Origin of the sequence: Streptomyces flavochromogenes (assembly GCF_000717595.1) — a bacterium.
Classification (GTDB): Bacteria; Actinomycetota; Actinomycetes; order Streptomycetales; family Streptomycetaceae; genus Streptomyces; species Streptomyces flavochromogenes.
Genome location: NZ_JNZO01000035.1, coordinates 1 through 20,159 on the forward strand (window position 1 = coordinate 1; position 20,159 = coordinate 20,159).

Consider the following 20,159-nt stretch of genomic DNA (forward strand, 5'->3'; position numbering starts at 1 on the left):
TGTCGGGGGCGGCCTGCGCCGGGGCGGGAGCCGTCGTGGGGGTCGCCGGGGGGGCCGGTGCGGCCAGGGCGGGGGACGCCAGGGCCAGGTGGGCCGTCGCGGTGACCGCCAGTGCGGCTGCCGCGGTGAGGGCGCGGGGGCTGCGCGGTCGCAGGGGGGCGGATGCCATGGGGCCGGGCCTTTGCTGCTCGCGGACGTACGGGGCGGCCGCGACGCTGCCATGCCGCAGGGGCGGGGGCCGGGCAGCGACACCGGGTCCACCCCCGGACGGCCCGGCCGATCCGCCCGATCGGCCTACTGTCGTACCTACCGCTTTACCTCTCTGCCTACTTCCCGACTACTTCCCGAAGATCGGAGTGAGGACCAGCCACGCGGCCCCTTCCGCCACCGTGTCCCGCTCCCCCGCCACGCTCACCGGGGCCGGCAGGCCGAGCCCGGCGAGGACCTCCCGCACCCCTCCCGCGAACACCTCGGGCGCGGCGAGGACGAGCCTGCCGCCGAGCAGGACCTGGTCGATGTCGAGGAGCCGTACGACGTTGGCCGCGCCCGCGCCGAGGATGCGCGCGGCCCCGGCCGCGTCGCCGCGCGCCACCGCCGCGAGGCACAGGACCTCCAGACAACCGCGCCCGCCGCAGCCGCACGGGGGACCGTCGAGCTGGACGGTCTGGTGGCCGAGCTCGCCGGCACCCGTCCTGTCCCCCCGGAGCGGCGCCCCGCCGAGGACGAGGCCGGCGCCGAGCCCCGTACCGAGGTGGACGTACGCGAAAGAGCCGGGGGCGGCGGGGCGGACGGCGAGGCCCAGGGCGGCGGCGTTGGTGTCCTTGTCGAGGACGACGGGCAGTCCGAGGCGCCGGGCCAGCTCCTCGCGGACGGGGTGGCCCTCCCACTCGGGGAAGCCGGTCACGCGGCCCGGGACTCCCGCACGGTGGTCGAGCGGCCCGGGCATGGCGACACCGACGCCGAGGACGGAGGTGGGGGCGGGAGCGGGGGTGGGGACGGCGGGAGTGAGGGTGGGGGTGCGTTCGTGCGCGGGTTCCCGCGCGGGTTCGACGGCGCCGGCCGTGGGGCCGGACAACAGCCCCCGCACCTCCTCCGTCACCGCGTCCAGGACGGGCCCCGCGCCCGCCCCCAGGTCCAGGGCGCGCGTGCGCCGGGCGACGACGGTGCCCGCGAGGTCGGTGAGGAGCGTGGTCAGCTCGTCGCGGTCGAGGTGGACGCCGACGGCGTACCCGGCGGTGGGGACGAGCCGCAGGACCGTCCGGGGTTTGCCGCCGGTCGAGGCGCGGTGGCCGGCCTCCGTGGCGAGGCCCTCGGACCGGAGCCGTGCGGTGATCTTGCTGACGGCCTGCGGGGTGAGCCCGGTCCGCTCGGCGAGCTCGAGGCGGCTGATCCCGGTCTCGTCCGCGGTGCGCAGCAGGTCGAGCACGAGCGCCGCGTTGGGGCTGCGCAGGGCCGGCACGTTCACTCCACCACTCCGATCAGGTCCGCCTTCACCTGCCCATTGTCGCTGTCGCTTGCACTTTGGCAACAGCGTTGCTTAAGTGGCGTTCATGACTGGCACCCCCCGCACTCCCCTCCGCGTCGGCCTCGTCGGCTACGGCCTCGCGGGTTCCGTCTTCCACGCCCCGCTGATCGCCGCGTCCGAGGACCTCGTCCTCGCCGCCGTCACCACCGGCAACCCCGAGCGCGCCGCCGAGGCCCGCGCCGCCCACCCGGGCGTCCGGGTCGTGGCCACCCCCGAGGAACTGTGGGCGGACGGGGCGGCGGACGAGCTCGACCTGGTCGTCGTCGCCTCCCCCAACAAGACGCACGTCGCGATCGCCACGGCCGCCCTGGAGGCGGGCCTGCCGGTCGTCGTCGACAAGCCGCTGGCCGGGACCGCCGCCGAGGCCCGAGCCCTCGCGGTCCTCGCCGAGGAGCGGGGCCTGCTGCTCTCCGTCTTCCAGAACCGCCGCTGGGACAACGACTTCCTGACCCTCCGCCGGCTCCTCGACGAGAAGGCGCTCGGCGACGTCCAGCGCTTCGAGTCGCGGTTCGAGCGCTGGCGCCCGCTGCCCAAGGGCGGCTGGCGCGAGTCCGGCGCGCCGTCGGAGATCGGCGGCCTGCTCTACGACCTGGGCAGCCACGTCGTCGACCAGGCCCTGGTCCTCTTCGGCCCGGTGGTCTCCGTGTACGCCGAGTCGGACGTACGCCGGCCGGGCGCCGAGGCCGACGACGACACCTTCCTCGCCCTCACCCACGCGAACGGCGTCCGCTCGCACCTGTACGTGAGCGCCACCACCGCCCAGCTGGGCCCCCGCTTCCGGGTGCTCGGGCAGCGCGCGGGCTTCGTGAAGTACGGCCTCGACCCGCAGGAGGCGGCCCTCCGCGAGGGGCTGCGCCCCGTGCCGGGCACGGTGTGGGGGATGGAGCCGGAGGAACTGTGGGGCCGGCTCGGCTCCGGCGAGTCGCCGCTCACCGGCGGCGGGACCCCGGTCGAGTCGCTGCCGGGCGACTACCCGGCGTACTACGCGGCCGTCGCCGCCGCCCTGCGCGGCGCCGGCGAGAACCCGGTGACGGCGCAGGAGGCCGCGGCCGCGCTCGACGTCCTGGAGGCGGCGAAGCGGTCCGCCCGCGAGGGGATCACGGTGACGCTGTGAGCGCCCAGGAAGTGAGCGAACTGGAAGCGCAGGAGGCCCGGCTGGTCCTCCCCCGCTTCACGTACGAGGACGCCTGGACGCTCGGCGGCCTGCTCGTCGGCATGGCGCGCGAGCGCGAGGCGCCGGTGGCGATCGACATCCGGCGCGGGCCGCAGCAGCTCTTCCACTGCGCGCTGCCGGGGTCGAGTGCGGACAACGACGCCTGGATCGACCGGAAGCGACGGGTCGTCGAGCGGTACGGCGTGAGTTCGTTCCTGGTCGGCGCGCGGTTCCGCGCCAAGGGGACGACCTTCGAGGCGTCCTCCCGCGTCGACCCCGACCGGTACGCGGCGCACGGCGGCGCGTTCCCGGTCGCGGTCGAGGGCGCGGGCGTGATCGGCTCGGTCACGGTGTCGGGACTGCCGCAGGCCGAGGACCACGCCATGGTCGTCGAGGCACTGGAACGCCTGCTCAGCTCGTACGCCTCCGCCGCCGGCTGACGAGGACGAGTGCGCCGCCGCCGAGGGCGAGACCGACGGCGGTGGCGCCCATGACGATCTTCCCGGTGCCGGCGCCGGTCTCGGAGAGTGCGCCGTCGGGGCCGTGGTGGCCGCCGCCGTCGTCGCCGTAGCCGCCGTCACTGCCCCCGTTGTCGCCGTAGCCGCCGTCACTGCCGCCGTTCGCCGACCCGCCGGTCGTGTGATCGGTGTGGGTGGGCGTGGGCGTGGGGTCGGTCGGGGTGGGAGTCGGGTCCGTGGGAGTCGGGGTCGGCTCGGTCGGCGTCGGGGTCGGGTCCGTAGGTGTGGGCGTGGGGTCGGTCGGGGTCGGCGTCGGGTCCGTGGGAGTCGGGGTCGGGTCCGTCGGCGTGGGTGTGGGCGTGGGCGTGCCGCCCCCGCAGGACGGCAGGTCGCCGTTGAACGGATAGGCGTGGAGCTCCTGGCCACCGCCGCCGGTCGTCTCCGAGGCGTGCGTCAGGTTGCCGGTCGTGAAGAAGCGGCCGTTCATGCCCGGCATCGTGATCGTCGTCGTGCTGCCCTGGTCGCCGATCAGCACACTGCCCGCGAACTGGGCCGTGCCCTCGAACCTGACGGTGGTGGCGTCGGGGAAGTTCCAGAGCACCCGCTCGCGCAGCCCGTCCGGCAGCTGGTTGATGTACGAGTCGACGGTGCGGTCGGCGCCCAGGAGGTTGACGAGGACGGTCGCGCCGGCCGGGATCCTTTCGAAGCGGATGCCCTGCTGGCGTCCGCCCATGGTCTCCAGATCGAACGCGACGTTGAAGACCTGCAGCTTCGACGTGCCGTCACCCGTGAAGACGGTCTCGCTGTTGTGGTTGACGGCGGTGCCGGTGGCGGGGCGGGAGGCGCCGTTCACGTACGCGTAGCACTGACTGGCGTCGGTGAGCTGATCGCGGAGCGCGGTGTACGGGGCGGCGGCATCGGCGCTGTGCACCGCGGGCGGGGCGACCGTGCCGGAGAGCGCGCCCCCGTACCGTACGACGCCGCTGACCGAGCCCTCCTCGGCGAGCAGGCGCTGGCCGGTGGCGACCGTCAGGTTCCTGCCGACGGTGAGGAAGTCGGTGCCGTTGTCCGGCGGGATGCGTGAGCCGACGCCCGCGACGCCTACGTTGTAGACGCTGGACGCGCCCGCGCGCTTCCTCATGTCGAAGCCGCCCAGGACGACGACCTTGCCCTCGGCCTCGGCGGCGGCCTCGCGGACGAGCATGTCGCCGCCGACGTAGACGTTGATGTTGTTGTCGCGGTACTTGACGGTGCCGCTGCCGATGTCGGGATACGGGCCGGTCGGGCAGTTGCCCGGGAGGCAGGGGCCGAGCCCGCCCGGCAGCGGGTCGGCCCAGCTGTTGACGGCGAGCGCGCCGACGAGGGCAGTGGTGGCGACGGTGGAGGCGGCGATGACGGCGAGACGGCGCCGGTCGCGTCGTCGTTCGTGCGTGAGGGGTTCCATATCCGGCAATATGCAAAAAAGGGTATGAAAAAGGCGACGCCCCACGCGGGGCGTCGCCGTTTTCCGTCTTCCCGAGTGCCGACTGCCGACGTGCGGCCGCCGTCTTCCCGCAGGAAGCACGCGATCGGGGGTCAGGCGCTCTTGAGCTCCTGCCGCTGCCGGCCCAGGCCGTCCACCTCCAGCTCGACGACGTCGCCGGGGCGCAGGTAGGGCTTGGGCTCCGGCTGCCCCATGGCGACCCCCGCGGGGGTGCCGGTGTTGATGATGTCGCCCGGGTAGAGGGTCATGAACCGGCTGACGTACCGGACGACCTCGGCGACGGGGAAGATCTGGTCCGAGGTGTGTCCGTCCTGCTTGAGCTCGCCGTTGACCCAGAGACGCAGGCCGAGCGCCTGCGGGTCCGGCACCTCGTCGGCGGTGACGAGCCAGGGGCCGAGCGGGTTGAACGTCTCGCAGTTCTTGCCCTTGTCCCAGGTGCCGCCGCGCTCGATCTGGAACTCGCGCTCGGAGACGTCATGGGCGACGGCGTACCCGGCGACGTGCGCGAGGGCCTCCTCGTCGGTCTCCAGGTAGCGGGCGGTGCGGCCGATGACGATCGCGAGCTCCACCTCCCAGTCGGTCTTCACCGAGCCGCGCGGTACGAGCACGGTGTCGTCCGGGCCGACGACGGTGTCGGCGGCCTTGAGGAAGACGACGGGTTCGGCGGGGGTGGCCTGGCCGGTCTCGGCGGCGTGGCCGTGGTAATTCAGCCCGATGCACACGACCTTGCCGATCCGGCCGACGGGCGGGCCGACGCGCAGCCCGGTGGCGTCGAGCGCGGGCAGCACGCCGGCGCCGGCGGCGGCCCGCACCCGGTCGAGGGCGGAGGCGTCGGCGAGCAGACTGCCGTCGATGTCGTCGACCAGCGCGGACAGGTCGCGAAGCGTCCCGTCCTGGTCGAGCAGGGCGGGACGCTCGGCTCCCGGCGGGCCGACACGCAGCAGCTTCATGGACTTCTCCCTGTGGTCGAGGCGGGCCCGGGAAAGGGCCCTGAGGTACCCCGGCCGATGGAGTGCGGCCATCGGAGGATTGGTCGATCCTCCAAGACATCGGGTCACTCTGCAAGACCCCGTTCAGCCACTGGACCCTTACGCACGAGTAGCAAGCGGCGCCCGCCCCTTCTTCACACCCTTCGCCGCACCCTTCGCCGCACTCTTCGTCGCGCCCTTCGTGGCGCCCTTCGACGCGCCCTTGGTCGCACTCTTCGTCGCGCCCTTGGCCGCGCCCTTCGACGCGCCCTTGGTCGCACCTTCCCTCTCCTCCCCGTCCCCCTGCTCGCCCTTCTCGCCCCGACCGGGGTGCTCCCGGAAGAGAAGGGTGCGCTCGACGGCGGTCCAGGTGGTGCTGGTGACGACGTAGAGGGCCGCGGCGAGGGGAACGACGGCGACCGTGATCAGGGTGGCGAAGGAGAGCAGCGGCATCACCTTGGCGATGGCACCCGCGCCCGGCGTGGGCTGGCCCAGGTCCAGGGGCTGGGCGGCGAGCTGCGCCTTCGTACGCCGGTACGTGTACGTGGCCACGGCGGCGACGAGCGCGAAGAGGACCAGGTAGACCCGGCCGGCCGGGCCGAAGGGGCCGCCGTGCGAGAGGGCGTCGGCCCAGTGGTCGCCGAGCGGGGCGGCGAGAAGGGCGTGCCCGGCCATCCGGTCGCCGGCGAACAGGTGGTACATCAGCAGGAACGCGGGCGCCTGGAGCAGGCTGGGCAGGATCCCGGCGAACGGCGAGACCTTCTCCCGCGCGTGCAGCTCCGTCACCGCCTTCCGCAGCCGCTCGGGGTTCTTGGCGTGCTTCTTGCGGAGCGCGGCGAGCTCCGGCGCGATCCGGGTGCGCGCCTTCTGCCCGCGGGCGGAGGCCCGGGACAGCGGGTGGACCGCGAGCCGTACGAGCATCGTGAAGAGGACGATCGCGGCGGCCGTGGCGGTGGTGGCGAAGAGCGGTTCGAGCAGGGCGGCGAGCCGCTCGACCAAGGAGCCGAAGGCGGAAAGGATGACGGACATGGGGGAGCCCTCCGTGGGGTCTCGTCGTGCCGGGGAGATGTCGTTCTCGGCATGACGGATCCGCGAGAGGCAGGTCCGGTGTGGGGGTGCTCCTACGCGGCCGTCGGGAGGGGACGGCCGGGAGCGCGGGGTCTGCGCCGTCCCGCGGCGTCGGGATCGCGCTGGGGCAGGAAGGCGGTGCGCCGCTCGCGGTCGCGGATGGCGGTGCGCACGGCGGTGGGCGGCACGGCCGGGGCCGTACGGGCTCCGAACAGCGCGCAGACGACGGTGGTCGCGGCGAGCGCGACGGCGGCGGAGACGCCACCGCCGTCGGAGAGCAGCAGATCGGCGAGCGCGAGGAGGAAGAACAACGGCGCGAGTACGCGCAGGACAAGACTCCTGGTCGTCATTCCGCCACCCCCTCTCCCGCGTACACGTCGTTGCTCACCGAGAGGACGTACGGAGCGGCCCAGGAGTTCCCGCCCCCGGGCCGTGTTCAGAGTTTCGCGTGATCCAGGGCGACGAGGAGCCGGCGGGGTGCGAGCAGGGCGCGGCCGACCGGGTCGGCGGGGTCCCGGTCGAGCCCGTCACCGGGCCGCATCTCGACGTCGGCGGGCGGTACCGGGACGCGGCAGGCCGGGCACTCGCCGTACGGGCCGAGTTCGGTGCCGCAGTCGGCGTGGTGGAAGTGGCGCACCGCCACGGCTCCGGGAACCTCGGCCCGCCCCCAGGCGCCGAGCGAGCGCAGGACGGGCCAGAGGGCGAGTCCGCGGTCGGTGAGCACGTACTCGTCGCGCGGGGGCGACTCCTGGTAGCGCCGCCGGTCGAGGACACCGGCCTCGACGAGGGCCTGGAGGCGGGCGGCGAGGACGGCGCGGGGCGCGCCGAGGTGCACGAGGAAGTCGTTGTAGCGGCGGACGCCGTAGAAGGCGTCGCGCACGACGAGCAGCGTCCAGCGCTCCCCGATGACTTCGAGGGCGCGGGCGATGGAGCACTGCTGGTGGGCGTAGTCCTTGCCGAGAGCCATGGAATTCATCGTACCCAATCCAGGTTCACTGAATGAACCTTCCTGGTACCTTGACCGTCTCGCACCGAGTTCGTTCACCGAACCGACGGGTGGAAAGGTCCCCGCCATGCCCCAGCCCGCGTCCCCCGCCCACACCCACATCCCCGCCCCGACCCACGACCTCCGCACCGGCACCCGCACCCGCCCCGGGGCCACGCTCGCCGTCACCGCCGCGGCCACCGCCGTCGCGCTGATGAACTACACGGCCCCGATGCTCACCCTCCCCGACATGGCCGCCGCCTTCGGGACCCCGGTCTCCGCCCGGGCCTGGCTGCTCAACGGCACCCCGCTCGGCCTCGCCGTGCTCCTCCTGGTGGCCGGCAGCCTCGCCGACGCGCACGGCCGCCGCCGCGTCTTCCTCCTCGGCACCCTCGCCCTCGGTCTCACCACCGCCCTCGGCGCCTCCGCGGGCTCCACGGCCACCTTCACCGCGGCCCGCATCGCCCAGGGCGCGGCGAGCGCGGCGGTCCTCGCGGGCAGCCTCGGCCTGCTGGCCCAGGCGTACCCGGCGGGCCGGGACCGGATCAGGGCGACCGGGATCTGGGGCGCGTCCGTCAGCGCCGGCATCGCACTGGGCCCGCTCCTCGCGGGCGCGCTGAGCCTGGTGGACTGGCGGCTCGCGTACGAGGTCCTGGGCGCGGCGGCACTGGTGGTCGCGGCGGCGGGGGCCCGCCTGCCGAGGGCGGACGAAGCACCCCCGGCCGGCTCACGCACCCGCCCCGACCTCGCGGGCGCGACGGCCCTCGGCCTGGCCCTGGCGGCCCTGCTCACCGCGCTCACCCTCGGCCGGGACGGCTGGCTGCGCCCCCAGGTGGGCCTCCTGCTGCTCGCCTCGCTCGCCCTGACGGCACTGTTCGTACTGGTCGAGCACCGGAGCCGGACGCCCATGGTGGATCCGGCGCTGCTGCGGCGGCCGGCCTTCCTGGCGTCGACGCTGGGGGCGCTGTTCACGGGCCTGGCGGTGATCGGCCTGTTCAGCGTGGTGCCGGCGCTGCTCCAGGGCGGCGGGGCGGGTGCCGGGATGTCCCCCCTGGGCGCGGCCTGGCTGTTCGTGCTCTGGTCGGGCACGGCGTTCGTCGTGGCCCTGCAGGCCCGCCGGCTCGCGGGCCGTCTCTCCGCCCCGTACCAACTGGCCCTGGGTTTCGTCCTGTCGGCGGCGGGGGTCCTGGCCCTGCTGGGCGGCCTGGACGGCCCGGCCGGCTCCTGGCCCCGCCTCCTCCCGGGCCTCCTGGTGGCCGGCGCGGGCAGCGGCCTCCTGAACGCCGCCCTGCCGCGCCTCGCGGTCGACTCCGTACCGCCGGAGCGCGCGGCGATGGGCTCGGGCGCCAACAACACCGCCCGCTACATCGGCTCCTCGGCGGGCGTGGCCCTGATGCTGGCACTGGCGACGGCGGGCCCGGACACGGCGGTCCTGGTGGCGGCGGCACTGGCCCTGACGGGCGCGGGACTCACGCTGACGCTCGGCCGAAAGGGCTCACGCTGACGCGCGGACGACGGCGGCGTCGGTGAACTCCTCGCGAGACGCGACGACGGACACGGCGAAACCAGCGGAACTGGCGACCCGTCACCCATAGGGCAAGGGCGCGGGCGACGACAGGAGTGACCGGCGTCGCCCCGCACAACCGGAGAACGGACATCACCCGGCCAAGGGTGACTACGGGACCAGCTTCGCCCAGACGACGAGCCGGTAGGCACTGCTGAACTCGGGGGTGCAGGTGGTGAGGGTGAGATAGGCGCCGGGGGCGTCGTACCCGTACGAGGGCGAGACGATCGACCGCGGCACGGCCCGCACGACCCCCACGTCACGGGGAGCGGTCCGGGGCAGGATCCGATCGACGCGATAGGTGTACGTGGCCCCCCGGGTCCGCACGGAGATGACATCCCCCCTGGCCAGCCGGTTGATGTACCGGAAGGGTTCGCCGTGGGTGTTGCGGTGCCCGGCGAGAGCGAAGTTCCCGGTACGGCCGGGAGCGGCGGTACCGGGGTAGTGCCCGACGTACCCCTTGTCGAGGACGGACCGCTTGGAGACGCCGTGGGCGACGGGAACGGTGAGGCCGAGGCGGGGGATGCGGAGGACGGCGAAGGCGGCGGTGTCGCGCCCGTCCGGGACGGAGCCGGCGGTGGGACGACGGGCGGGACCCTCGGAGGGGGCGACGGGCTCGACGGAGGGGACGCCGGGACGGGGAGGACCGGACGGACCGCCGGTACCCGTGGCGGCGGCAGGGGCGGGAGGAGAGATGTCCCACTCCCCCCACTCCCGCTCAAGGACACGCACCTGCTGAAGGGCCTCGGCGCGGGCCTGCCGGTTGGTCCACCAGAGCTGGTGCACCACAAGCAGCAGAACGACAACGCCACAGGTGACGACGGTCTCGGCGGCGATCCACAGCACGCGCGCACCGGTACGGCGCCGCCCTCGCGACTGGACGACGACCGGCACCCGCTGCCCCACCCTGACCCGCACGCGGGGCACGATAAGCGCTGAGGCGCCAACTCTCCAGGCCCGTACAGCAGTACGGTGGAGAGCATGCGCCCCGACACGCCTGCCGCCCACACCACCGAAGCCGAGCGCCTGCTGCGCACGGCAGCGCAGTACCCGGGAGACCGGGAACCCCTGTACCTCCAGGCCGCGGCACACCTGGAACTGGCGGGCGACCGCCAGGCAGCGACGGCCCTCTACGACACGCTGCTCTCCTCCTCCCCCACGAGCCCCCTCCTGATCAGGTCGCTGAAGGCGGCGAACCTGTGGGAGTACGGCCACGAGGCGGAGGCCCGCGCGATCATCGAAGGCGTCCGGAGCGCACGGCCCACGGACGCGGCACCGTGGGAGATCGCGGCGGAGACGCTGGAGGCGCACGACGAACTGGAGGCGGCGGAGAAGACGCTGACGGAAGCGGCGGCGCTGCTTGTCACGTCCGCGGAACTCCCCCACGCGACGCAGTCGCTCCTCACGACCCGCCACCGCATCCGCCGCATGCTGGCCCTGCCGCACGACGACTGGGACGACCAGGCGGACCTCCTGCACACGGCGGACGTCCCGCTGGACGAACTCCACGACCCGAAGCGCCTGTGGTCACTGGGCTCGGAGGACCCGGCGGAACTCCAGGCGGAGATCACCCGCCTCCGCTCGGAACTGGGCACCTACCGCACGGCCCTCTCCCGCCCGTTCCCGGTGGCGGTCCTGCACTGGCCGGAACCGGAACTGGACGAGCTCCTCACGGCGTACCCGGAACTGGAGGCGGAGTACCCCACGTACCGCGCCCACCTGACGGACATCGAGGCCTCCCTCCGAGAACTCGCCCAGGCGGGCACCCCGAACCTGGGCATCGTCCGAGCCACGGTCCCCTCGTACGAAGCCTTCGCAGCCTCGGAATCCACCCACCCGTCGAACGCGGACCTGCTGCCCCAGTACGCGACGACCCTGGCGGCCCGGGGCCGGGCTACGGGGTGGCCGCCGGCACGGGGCGAGGGGTGCTGGTGCGGGTCGGGGAATGCGTATGGGGAGTGCCACGGGCGCGAAGTGCAGGAGTAGGTCCGAGGCGGCACCCCTGCCTGGGGCTGGATCCCAGGCACGTCTGTATCGTGCGGCGGCATACTCGACCATGAGGGATCAGATGACCGGCGACTCCGTAGCCAAGCTCCCCGAAGGCTCGTGGGCTTCGAGCCCGGGGACCCGCCGGAGTATGCAGTCGAACAAGGGCCGCGACACCAAGCCCGAGCGGGCTCTGCGAAGCGCAGCTCACGCCCTCGGTCTCCGATACCACGTCTCCAAGCGGCCGATTCCGGCCATCCGGAGGACCGCAGACCTTGTGTTCACCCGAGCACGTATCGCGGTTTTCCTCGACGGCTGCTTCTGGCACGTATGCCCTGAACATTTCACCGTCTCGCGGACAAATCCGGAATATTGGGCGGATAAGGCCGAGAAGAACCGGGCGCGCGATAGACAGACAGACAGACTCCTCCAAGAAGCCGGATGGGCTGTTCTCAGGGTGTGGGAGCACGAGGACCCTCTTCAGGCGGCAGCCCGACTGAAGGCGCTCTACGATCACCGCATCGCTACTGAACGTGACAGAAACATGCGTTGAACGGCAACGGATCCATCGTGTTTCAGCCACAGATCGGTCGCTTCCATACCAGCTGTGAGACCGATGCCCTTTTTCATGAGCCGCGACACCCAATAATGTGTGACCTTGAACAAAGGTGACGTGCCGGCACTCTGCTCAGCAGATGCCCCCCACGACGTCGGAGCGCCCCTGGGTTCATTCGACCTCAAGCGCACGAGACAGGGGAGCGGTCACTGCCCATGACCGATGCATTCAGCGGCATGTACGACACATTCAAGGCTCTCCTGGACTCGTTCCCCCCTTCGGAAGCGGTCAAGCGACTGGAGCAGCTCGGCATCGGCGCGGAGATCATCCAGCAGATCCGAGACCGTCACGAGCAGCAGACCGTACGCATCAAGGAGCTGGAGGAGCCGCACGCGGTCGTCCTCGGCAACCGCGACACCTGGTACACCGGGCCGCATGCCAAAGACAAGTGCTGGCCTGCGATCGTCGACACCCTGCGCAAAGACGGATGGCCGGAGGACCCCGCCATCAAGTCCTTGGACGATTCGTCCACCCGCGTCGTCTCCTTGCTGAACCACCCCAAGGAGAAGTCCTACTCGACACGCGGGCTCGTCGTCGGGTACGTACAGTCGGGCAAGACGACCAACTTCACCTCCGTCATCGCCAAAGCGGCCGACCGAGGCTACAAGCTCTTCATCGTTCTCGCCGGCGTCCACAACGGGCTGCGACGACAGACCCAGGCACGTCTGGTGCAGCAGCTCGTCGAGCCGAACGCCGCGATGTGGTCGCAGTTGACGGGTCTCGACCGGGACTTCACTCCCCAGGAGAACCCCGCCTCCTACTTCGGCAAGAGCAACGGGACGCGCGTGCTGTGCGTGGTCAAGAAGAACGCGACGGTGCTGCGCAAGCTCTTCCGGTGGCTTGAGGCGGCGTCCGACTACCTCAAGGACTGCCCGACGCTGATCATCGACGACGAGGCCGACCAGGCGACGGTGGCGACCAAGTCGATCAATCCACTGATCCTGAGCATCATGAGCACCCTTCCGAGGTGCGCATACGTCGGGTACACCGCCTCGCCCTTCGCGAACCTGCTGATCGACCCGGGTGCAGAAGACCTCTATCCCAAGGACTTCGTAGTCAACCTGCCCAAACCTGACGGGCACTTCGGCACCGAGGTCCTCTTCGGCCGCTACGCCCTCGACGGCGAGGACCCCGAGCAGGTCGACGACGGCCACGACATGATCCGATCCGTACCCGAGGACGATGTGCCCTGTGTGCGCCCCATGACGAAGGCGGACGCCGAGGGATTCGAACCGGTCATCACGGACACCCTGCGGACGGCGATCGAGTACTTCTGGCTGGCCACCGCAGCACGGCGTGTTCGCAGCACTGGAAACCAGCACAACACGATGTTGATCCACACCAGCGTCAAGACCACCGTGCACGACAGTTTCCGTAGACCGCTCGAGCACCTGCGTGATCGCACCGCCGCGTCGCTGTCTGACAGCGCCCTCCTGCTTCGACTGCGCAGTCTTTGGGATCGCGAGACCGCCCAGGTTCCGGCTGAGGAATTCGGAGAGACCAAGGTTCCGTTCGAGGCGCTGCTGCCTGAGCTGCCCGAGGTGCTCAAGAGTTGCCGCATCATCATGGACAATTCGAACAGCGAGTATCGCCTGGACTACGAGAACGGTCCGGTCACCGCGATCGCAGTGGGCGGCAATACCCTGTCTCGGGGTCTGACCCTCGAAGGCCTGTCGGTCAGCTACTTCGTTCGGGCCGTTTCGGCGTACGACACCCTGCTTCAGATGGGACGTTGGTTCGGCTTCCGGAACGGGTACGCCGACCTCCCCCGGATCTGGATGACGGACGAGCTGGCCGAGTGGTTCCGGCACCTCGCCACCGTCGAGACCGAAATGCGCCGCGACGTCGACATCTACATGACCGAGGACGAGACTCCACTCACCTTCGCGGTACGTCTGCGGACACACCCCGCCCTCCGCGTGACGGCGGCGGCCAAGATGCGTGATGCCGTGACGGCGGCGTCCTCCTACGGCGGCAAGCGTGTCCAGACCCACTACTTCCACACCGACAGAGAATGGCTGCGCGGAAACATCGACGCCGCCCGTGATCTGGTGGGTGCCTCGGTCGCGAACGCTGTCACGGCGGAGGAGAGGCCCTCGGAGGGCCGGTTCGTTTATCGCGACGTGCCCTACGACCTGGTCGTCGACTTCCTGTCCTCCTACCGATTCCACGAGCAGTCCCCGGAGAACGATGCCGAGCTGCTGACGGGCTACATCCGGAAGCGGGTCTCGGCGGGATCGCTACGCCGGTGGAACGTCGCAATCGTCGGCAACCCTCGCGGCGAGGACTTCGAATTCGCTCCCGGTGTCTCCGTGGGACGCAACACTCGCGCGCGACTCTCCGTGCCGAATCCGACCCCCGGTCTCGCCGACATCAAGACCCTGATGAGCCGCCGAGACGCCGCAGTGGACCTCGACGGGGACGTCTCGACCTTGAAGGAGAAGGGCATCATGGATCGCCGCCGTGCCGAACTCCCCGACACCGGCCTGCTGGTCCTCTACCCGATCGACAAGGTCTCGGCGCCGAGCCCCTCGAAGCTGAGGCGTGAAGCGTTGAACGCCGAAGAGCACGTCATCGGCGTGGGCCTGGTCTTCCCGGCTCCCCTGTACGACAGCACCGTCGAGAAGTACATTTCGGCCGATCTGTCGAAGATCCGCATCGAGGACGAGGACTACAGCATCCTCGACAGCGACGACGCATGAGCGAGGAGATACTGCGGAGTCTCGTCGAGGAACGCTGGGCCGCACTCGAGGCCGAACAGACCACGGGTGAGCGCCGCCTCCGCGTCTCTCACCTCCCGATCGTCGTCGAGCACGACAACCCACTGGCGGTGGCCGTAGACCATCACGGATTCCGCCATGTCCTCGTACCGATACCGGCCCATCGCCGAGTGCGGCCCGGACTGGACGGGCCTGCGCTTCAGCTGCGCAAGCGCCCGCTGGAGGATGACGAGACCTACCAGACATACGCGGATCTTGCATGCCTACGCAGCGATCTCAACGATCTCTTCACCGAGCTGTGCGTCGACGTCTTGGGCACTACCGAAGAGCATCCGGAGAATCCACTCAAGGCCCTCCATCATGTCCTCGACCGCTGGAAGGAACTCTTCCGCACTCAGGACAGCCCTCTGAGCGGCGAGCAGCTCGCCAGCCTCTTCGGTGAACTCACCGTCCTCTGCCACCTGTTGGAGATGGATCCGAGTGCGCATCGCCTATGGCTGGGGCCTGAGCGTCATCGGCACGACTTCTCATCCGGGTCCACGGCCATCGAGGTCAAAACCGGCACCGCCACTGGGCGAAGGCCTCGCATCCACGGACTCGGCCAGCTCGATCGGCCGAACGACGGGTCGCTGACCCTCGTTTGGTTCCGCCTGCAGCCCATACCCGGTGGCTCTCTCGGTGCCTCCGTAGTCGAGCTTGTCGATCGGGCCCGCAGTCTCTGCGACGACGAGGGCTCGCTCCTCGAACTGCTCGCGACCGCCGGGTACCGCTCCGCGGACGCCGATCGCTACTGCGGCGCGCGGTTCCTCATCGAGGAGGAGAGGTGGTATCAGGTGGGTCCCGGCTTTCCCGGCCTCACAACCGAGGCCCTCGTGGAGGCGGGGCTGTCGGTGTCCGTCCAGAACGTCGAGTACACGATAGATCTCTCTGGCGACATCCCCGCTCCGATGACGGACGACGAGGTGTCACGAGTGATCGACGACATCGTTCAGGAGGTGCGGTGATCGAGCCCCGCTGGTTCTCCCAGCCGTACCCGCCGGAAGGGGCAAGCGCCGCCGAAGGCATCCGCAATCAACTCGGTCGCCCTGAGCTGGACCTGCTCACCATCCTCGTGCGTGAGTCGGCTCAGAACAGCTGGGACGCCCGCTCCACGACATCCACGGATCCTGTCGACTACCGCATCGACGTGTCCACCGTCGGCCCCGCCCACATCGGCACGTGGCGCGAACTCCTCCTCGCGGGCGCACCGGCGAATGCAGACGAATTTCCACTGCGCGACACGATCAGGCATGGCTCGGTCCGACTCCTGTCCGTGTCAGACCGTGGGACCCGCGGACTGGGGGGCCCGACCCGCGCCAACGACGCCGTAGGGAGCGATCGGGACTTCGCCTCGTTCATTCGCAACATCGGGGAGCCCCGTGACACGGCTCTGGGCGGTGGAACCTACGGCTTCGGCAAGGGCATCTTCTACCTGCTCTCGAAACCAGGGACGATTCTCGTCCACACGCGATGCCGCACTCCACACGGCGAGCTTGAGACGCGGCTCATCGGATGCACCCTCTGGAAGAGCCACGTGGCAGTCCAGAACGGGGCGAGCCGTCGTTTCACAGGTCGGCACTGGTGGGGCGACGCCTCCGGAGACGTGATCGAGCCGCTGATCGGGACACAGGCAGACACAGTGGCGCGTCGCCTCGGGCTGAGACCGTTCGCCGGCGATGAGACTGGCACGACAGTCGTCGTCATCGATCCGAGCCTGGACGAACTGGAGCCCTCCCAGGCCGCGGACTATCTGGCCGAGACCATCGCCTGGCATCTCTGGCCGAAGATGATCTCTACCGGCGGCAACCCCGCCATGCGGTTCTCCGTCACCTGTGACGGAGTCGATCACCCGGTCCCGGACCCGCGGGAGACCGCTCCCCTCGACATGTTCGTCTCCGCCTACGAGGCGTTGAACGGGCCCGACGGTCGCAGCCTGGAGTGCCTCAGGCCCAAGCGTCTTCTCGGTCGCTTCGGGGCGGTGAAGCGCATTCGGCCACCCGTTGAGCCAAGCCGCGCGGGACGCATGCTGAACATCGAGACGCTTGTTCATCATGTCTGTCTGATGCGTCCGGCCGAGCTGGTCGTGACCTACCGGCCAGGCCCGAAACCTCCGAGCGAGAACCATGCGTACGCGGGAGTCTTCCGGGCCGACGAGTCCATGGACGACGTGTACGCCAAGGCCGAGCCTCCCACGCACGACGCCTGGAATCCGCAATCGCTGGAGCGTCCTGAGAGCACGTTCGTCCACACGACGTTCCGCCGCATCGACGAAGCGCTCGATCAGCTGCTCTCGCTCGGCGGAGTCGCTCGCCCCGGTGCACGCAGCGTGGCACTGGGAGCGGCAAGCACACTGTTCTCGGGGCTGGTCGGTGGCGCCTGGGGTGTAGGCGGAGCAACCGCCTACACCAAGCCCGGAAGCACCGCCACACGCTCCGGCGCGCAGGAGGCTTCAGGAAAGAGAATTGGAACGACGGCCTCGACCGGCGGCGACTCCCACAGCGCCGCGTCAGGACGGGGCTCGGGAGCCGCCCACGAGACCTGGAATACGAACGCCGAAGGCATCGACTTCGCCGACACGAACGAGACAGGCGTTCCCGGACGCCGCAGGCGGCCGAGAGTCCAGTATGTCGGCGATCCCTACTTCGACGATCGCGGCGACCTGACGGTGCTCGTTCAGGAGTTCCGCCTACCCGTGCCCATATCGCAGCGGGTCCATGCCGACTTGGCCGTCGCGCTGCTTGGAGTCGGCGGCCGCGAGACGGATCCGCCGATCGGGGCGCAGATGCCGACGCTTGTGGGCTGGGAGGACGTCGACGGGCACCTGCATACGTCGGATACCTGTGTGATCGACGGCGGCGAATCCGTCTGGCGCGCCATTGTCCAACCCGCGCCGGACACGATGACCGAGATCGGCATCAGAGTGGAGGCGGTGAGCACACCATGAGCCGGCGTGTTCTTCCGTACCGCAGCCCGTCCGAAGACGTCGTCGATGCCGAACCGTGGCGGCTCGTCGTCGACGACGGCGAAGTGCCCCTACCCGAGGCACTACCGCATTGGGACTACCGCATGGACCTGACCCTCCGGAGAACCGTACGTGTCGACCTCGATCGCGTTCGTGCCCAGTGCGGACTTCCTGAGGAGACCGTGCTGATGCTGGCCACCGTGTGGACGGCCAGCGGCTCGAATCTGAGCGGCCCGGGTCACCGGACGCGACTCTCCGACCGCGGCGTATGTGTTGTGGAACTGGAGGTTCGACTGCCTGGAGCCGACCTGGGCGGACTCCTCGTCCTCGACACGGCTCTTGTTCTCGCCGAACGTCGGAGCGACGGCCGGCCGTCGTCCCCCCGTCGCGCGGGCTCCGTCCTGTGGAGCGAACGAGAATCGGTTCGCCTTCAGGGCGACGCACCGCAGTTCCCCATGGCCGTCATCGACTTCGCCAATACGTCTTTTCCGGACGGCGCCGCCTGGCATCTACAGATCAGCGGCGGCATGGAGAGCGCCACAATGGGTTCCCTCCTGCTCCTGGTCAACGAACAGAACAAGGTCACCACTGCGGCATTCGAAAACGCCCACAAGCCGCGCGCTGTCGACCAGGTCGTGCTCTCTGCGGTGTACGCGGACGCAGCTCGCATCATGATTGAATACGCCCTCGCCCATGAGGACTTCTCAGAGGAATCCGACTACGCCGAGGACTCCGTCGGCGCCACGCTTCTGAGTCTGTTCGACCAGCTCTTCCCGGACCAGTCCATAACCGACGTCCGGCTGCGCCGTCTGCAGTCACCGGCGATCTTCGCCTCGGACCTTCAGGCCGCCGTCAAGATCTTCGAGGTGTCGTGATGAGCCTTCTGTATCCGCGTCTGCTGCCCCAGCAGGCCAGGCAGCTCTACGAGGAGTACCGGGATCTCTCGATCTCCGAACTCACCGAGCGGGTGTCCTACTCACATCCGTCGGCGGTATACGTCGCCACCGGCGGCGACAGGGTTTCGACGGAGCGGCTCAAAGAGCTGCGCGGGGCCGTCGTCGAGCTCGCCGAACGCTCGGGCTTCCCTCACTCGTCCGACCGTGCCCGCAATGCCGAATTCGATCTCGGGCTGGCCGCGCTCCTGCATGCAGAGATGGGGATGGTCCCTGCGGAGGCGGCTTCCCGCGACGCATGGGCCTTCCTCGCAATCGCCGTACTCCCCGATGTCGCGTACTGGCGCTATCCGCATCCCCCGCGGGACCGCGTCCTAGGGACGGATCTCACCCGGCACGTCTTCGGCCGGCTCTGGTGGCGGGGGCAGTTGGTGCGCTCCTCTGACGCGTCGGATCCGTACGGCGCTCTCAAGATCCTCGGCGAGGCCGCCTTCGATCAGATCTATGCCCGCCGTGCCGCTCTGGGCGGAAGTCCGCACATGGTGCGTGCCATTCTCCGCGTCTGGAACGACCTCGACCTTCAGGGGCTGAACGAGCGCGACACATTCCGCGACTTTCTCAAGCGGCTGCTTCGACTCGCCCCCTTCGTGCTCTTCGACGGCATCGAAGGCGGTGACCTGGACGACGAGCTTCGTGCCGTGGCGCAGGAGTCCGTCGACGCTCAACGCCCTGCCCCTGCTCCCGCTCCCGCTCCCGCTCCAGCTCCAGCTCCAGCTCCAGCGACGAACATCCGGTTCAAATCGATAGAGATCTGCGCCGGAGCAGGGGCCCAGGCGCTGGGACTTGAGCTGGCGGGCTTCGATCCGTTGCTCCTCATCGACAGCAAGGCCGATGCATGCTTCACCATCGACCTCAACCGCCCCGGCTGGGATGTCGTCTGTATGGATGTCGTGCAGTTCCATGCTGATATGCGTCCGGACGTCGTCGGCGTCGATCTTCTGAGCGGCGGATTGCCCCGTGTGAAGTCACCCGCCACGGTAGGACGCGCTGAAGACACGGAAGAGCGGCGCGTCCTCAGAGCTGCGGTCGAGTTGGCGTGCTCGATCAAGCCGAAGGCCGTGCTTCTGGAGAACGTGCCGGATCTGGTGGAGAGCCCCGCCTTCGAGGTGGACCGCGCCTGGATCGAGGCGGAGCTGATCAGCGCGGGCTACCGCTCGAGCTGGCGAGTCCTCAACGCTTCGAACTTCGGCGTTCCGCAGAATCGGAGCAGCGGCTTCTTGATCGCGCTGCGAGATCCTTACTTCTCACGTTTCAAGTGGCCAGACGGACACGAAACCGCACCGCCGACAGTCGGTGCGGTGCTCGGCCCCTCGATGGCCTCGAACGGCTGGCCCGGCGTGGAACAGTGGATCAAGAACGCCGATCGCATCGCACCGGCCTTGATCGGTGGTTCCGATCGTCGTGGGGGTGCCGATCTCGGGCCCACCGGCAGCAAGAAGGCGTGGGCCTCTCTGGGGGTGAACGGGAACAGCCTTGGCGACGAACCACCGAGCCCCGACTTCCCGGCCGTCGACCATCCCAAGCTGACAGTCGAGCAGGCCGCGATGATCCAGTCGTTTCCCACAGACTGGCACTTCTCTGGCGGCAAGACGTCCAGGTACCGTCAGATCGGTCACGCCATGCCGCCTCCTCTGGCAACGGCGGTCGGACTTGCCATCGCAGCGGCTCTACGAAGCTAA

At 70.1% G+C, this 20,159-nt stretch carries 16 protein-coding genes and 1 pseudogene; 10 read left to right on the forward strand and 7 right to left on the reverse strand.

What is annotated here, in order from left to right; genetic code table 11:
- Positions 1-337: 337 nt before the first annotated feature.
- A complete protein-coding gene (locus IF00_RS0134070; protein ID WP_030324856.1) occupies positions 338-1,465 on the reverse strand; it encodes an ROK family transcriptional regulator in 1,128 nt (375 codons plus the stop codon).
- 85 nt (positions 1,466-1,550) lie between these two features.
- Between IF00_RS0134070 and IF00_RS0134075 the strand changes: the two genes are divergently transcribed.
- A complete protein-coding gene (locus IF00_RS0134075; protein WP_030324858.1) occupies positions 1,551-2,639 on the forward strand; it encodes a Gfo/Idh/MocA family protein in 1,089 nt (362 codons plus the stop codon).
- Positions 2,636-3,118 carry a heme-degrading domain-containing protein gene (locus IF00_RS0134080; protein WP_030324982.1) on the forward strand — a complete coding sequence of 161 codons (483 nt, stop codon included), beginning with the start codon at positions 2,636-2,638 and terminating at the stop codon, positions 3,116-3,118. The genes IF00_RS0134075 and IF00_RS0134080 overlap by 4 nt, the downstream gene beginning before the upstream one ends.
- Here IF00_RS0134080 and IF00_RS41745 read toward each other — a convergent pair.
- The 5 genes and pseudogenes from IF00_RS41745 to IF00_RS0134105 form a co-directional block, all read right to left on the reverse strand.
- Positions 3,090-4,580 carry a choice-of-anchor A family protein gene (locus IF00_RS41745; RefSeq protein ID WP_051820763.1) on the reverse strand — a complete coding sequence of 497 codons (1,491 nt, stop codon included), beginning with the start codon at positions 4,578-4,580 and terminating at the stop codon, positions 3,090-3,092. The genes IF00_RS0134080 and IF00_RS41745 overlap by 29 nt on opposite strands.
- Positions 4,581-4,711: 131 nt before the next feature.
- Positions 4,712-5,569, reverse strand: a complete 858-nt coding sequence (locus IF00_RS0134090; RefSeq protein ID WP_030324860.1) for a fumarylacetoacetate hydrolase family protein — start codon at positions 5,567-5,569, stop codon at positions 4,712-4,714.
- A gap of 336 nt (positions 5,570-5,905) precedes the next feature.
- Positions 5,906-6,616, reverse strand: a pseudogene (locus tag IF00_RS0134095) (YidC/Oxa1 family membrane protein insertase); the annotation flags it as partial.
- Positions 6,617-6,708: 92 nt separating this feature from the next.
- The gene (locus tag IF00_RS0134100) at positions 6,709-7,005 is read right to left on the reverse strand and encodes a DUF6412 domain-containing protein (RefSeq protein ID WP_030324864.1); all 297 of its coding nucleotides are present in this window, start codon (positions 7,003-7,005) and stop codon (positions 6,709-6,711) included.
- 86 nt (positions 7,006-7,091) lie between these two features.
- On the reverse strand, positions 7,092-7,631 hold the full coding sequence (locus IF00_RS0134105; protein ID WP_037639717.1) for a winged helix-turn-helix transcriptional regulator: 540 nt from the start codon (positions 7,629-7,631) through the stop codon (positions 7,092-7,094).
- A 97-nt stretch (positions 7,632-7,728) separates the two neighbouring features.
- Here IF00_RS0134105 and IF00_RS0134110 point away from each other — a divergent pair, with 97 nt between their 5' ends.
- Positions 7,729-9,144, forward strand: coding sequence for an MFS transporter (locus tag IF00_RS0134110; RefSeq protein WP_030324866.1), 1,416 nt, complete (start codon positions 7,729-7,731; stop codon positions 9,142-9,144).
- 171 nt (positions 9,145-9,315) lie between these two features.
- Here IF00_RS0134110 and IF00_RS0134115 read toward each other — a convergent pair whose 3' ends face one another.
- On the reverse strand, positions 9,316-10,122 hold the full coding sequence (locus tag IF00_RS0134115) for a class E sortase (RefSeq protein ID WP_030324871.1): 807 nt from the start codon (positions 10,120-10,122) through the stop codon (positions 9,316-9,318).
- A 63-nt stretch (positions 10,123-10,185) separates the two neighbouring features.
- Between IF00_RS0134115 and IF00_RS0134120 the strand changes: the two genes are divergently transcribed.
- The 7 genes from IF00_RS0134120 to IF00_RS47880 all read left to right on the forward strand — a co-directional run bounded on the left by IF00_RS0134120 (position 10,186) and on the right by IF00_RS47880 (position 20,159).
- Entirely contained in the window at positions 10,186-11,190 is a 1,005-nt protein-coding gene (locus IF00_RS0134120; RefSeq protein WP_030324872.1) for an SEC-C domain-containing protein, read from the forward strand.
- Between the two features lie 82 nt (positions 11,191-11,272).
- Positions 11,273-11,743 (forward strand): very short patch repair endonuclease, encoded by a 471-nt coding sequence (locus tag IF00_RS44245; RefSeq protein WP_280922635.1) that lies wholly within the window; start codon positions 11,273-11,275, stop codon positions 11,741-11,743.
- Between the two features lie 218 nt (positions 11,744-11,961).
- On the forward strand, positions 11,962-14,508 hold the full coding sequence (locus tag IF00_RS0134125) for a Z1 domain-containing protein (protein WP_030324874.1): 2,547 nt from the start codon (positions 11,962-11,964) through the stop codon (positions 14,506-14,508).
- Complete coding sequence (locus tag IF00_RS0134130; protein ID WP_030324875.1) at positions 14,505-15,530, forward strand: PD-(D/E)XK motif protein; 1,026 nt, start codon at positions 14,505-14,507, stop codon at positions 15,528-15,530. Before IF00_RS0134125 ends, IF00_RS0134130 begins: the two co-directional genes overlap by 4 nt.
- Positions 15,527-17,509 carry a hypothetical protein gene (locus IF00_RS0134135; RefSeq protein ID WP_030324877.1) on the forward strand — a complete coding sequence of 661 codons (1,983 nt, stop codon included), beginning with the start codon at positions 15,527-15,529 and terminating at the stop codon, positions 17,507-17,509. Before IF00_RS0134130 ends, IF00_RS0134135 begins: the two co-directional genes overlap by 4 nt.
- Positions 17,506-18,402, forward strand: coding sequence for a hypothetical protein (locus IF00_RS46535; protein ID WP_209439829.1), 897 nt, complete (start codon positions 17,506-17,508; stop codon positions 18,400-18,402). The genes IF00_RS0134135 and IF00_RS46535 overlap by 4 nt, the downstream gene beginning before the upstream one ends.
- Positions 18,402-20,159, forward strand: a complete 1,758-nt coding sequence (locus IF00_RS47880) for a DNA cytosine methyltransferase (RefSeq protein WP_342451063.1) — start codon at positions 18,402-18,404, stop codon at positions 20,157-20,159. The genes IF00_RS46535 and IF00_RS47880 overlap by 1 nt, the downstream gene beginning before the upstream one ends.

Coding starts and splice junctions, on each gene's coding strand:
- IF00_RS0134075 (WP_030324858.1), top strand. CDS start 1,551: ATGACTGGCACCCCCCGCACTCCCCTCCGCGTCGGCCTCGTCGGCTAC.
- IF00_RS41745 (WP_051820763.1), bottom strand. CDS start 4,580: ATGGAACCCCTCACGCACGAACGACGACGCGACCGGCGCCGTCTCGCC.
- IF00_RS0134090 (WP_030324860.1), bottom strand. CDS start 5,569: ATGAAGCTGCTGCGTGTCGGCCCGCCGGGAGCCGAGCGTCCCGCCCTG.
- IF00_RS0134100 (WP_030324864.1), bottom strand. CDS start 7,005: ATGACGACCAGGAGTCTTGTCCTGCGCGTACTCGCGCCGTTGTTCTTC.
- IF00_RS0134105 (WP_037639717.1), bottom strand. CDS start 7,631: ATGAATTCCATGGCTCTCGGCAAGGACTACGCCCACCAGCAGTGCTCC.
- IF00_RS0134110 (WP_030324866.1), top strand. CDS start 7,729: ATGCCCCAGCCCGCGTCCCCCGCCCACACCCACATCCCCGCCCCGACC.
- IF00_RS0134120 (WP_030324872.1), top strand. CDS start 10,186: ATGCGCCCCGACACGCCTGCCGCCCACACCACCGAAGCCGAGCGCCTG.
- IF00_RS44245 (WP_280922635.1), top strand. CDS start 11,273: ATGACCGGCGACTCCGTAGCCAAGCTCCCCGAAGGCTCGTGGGCTTCG.
- IF00_RS0134125 (WP_030324874.1), top strand. CDS start 11,962: ATGACCGATGCATTCAGCGGCATGTACGACACATTCAAGGCTCTCCTG.
- IF00_RS0134130 (WP_030324875.1), top strand. CDS start 14,505: ATGAGCGAGGAGATACTGCGGAGTCTCGTCGAGGAACGCTGGGCCGCA.
- IF00_RS46535 (WP_209439829.1), top strand. CDS start 17,506: ATGAGCCGGCGTGTTCTTCCGTACCGCAGCCCGTCCGAAGACGTCGTC.
- IF00_RS47880 (WP_342451063.1), top strand. CDS start 18,402: ATGAGCCTTCTGTATCCGCGTCTGCTGCCCCAGCAGGCCAGGCAGCTC.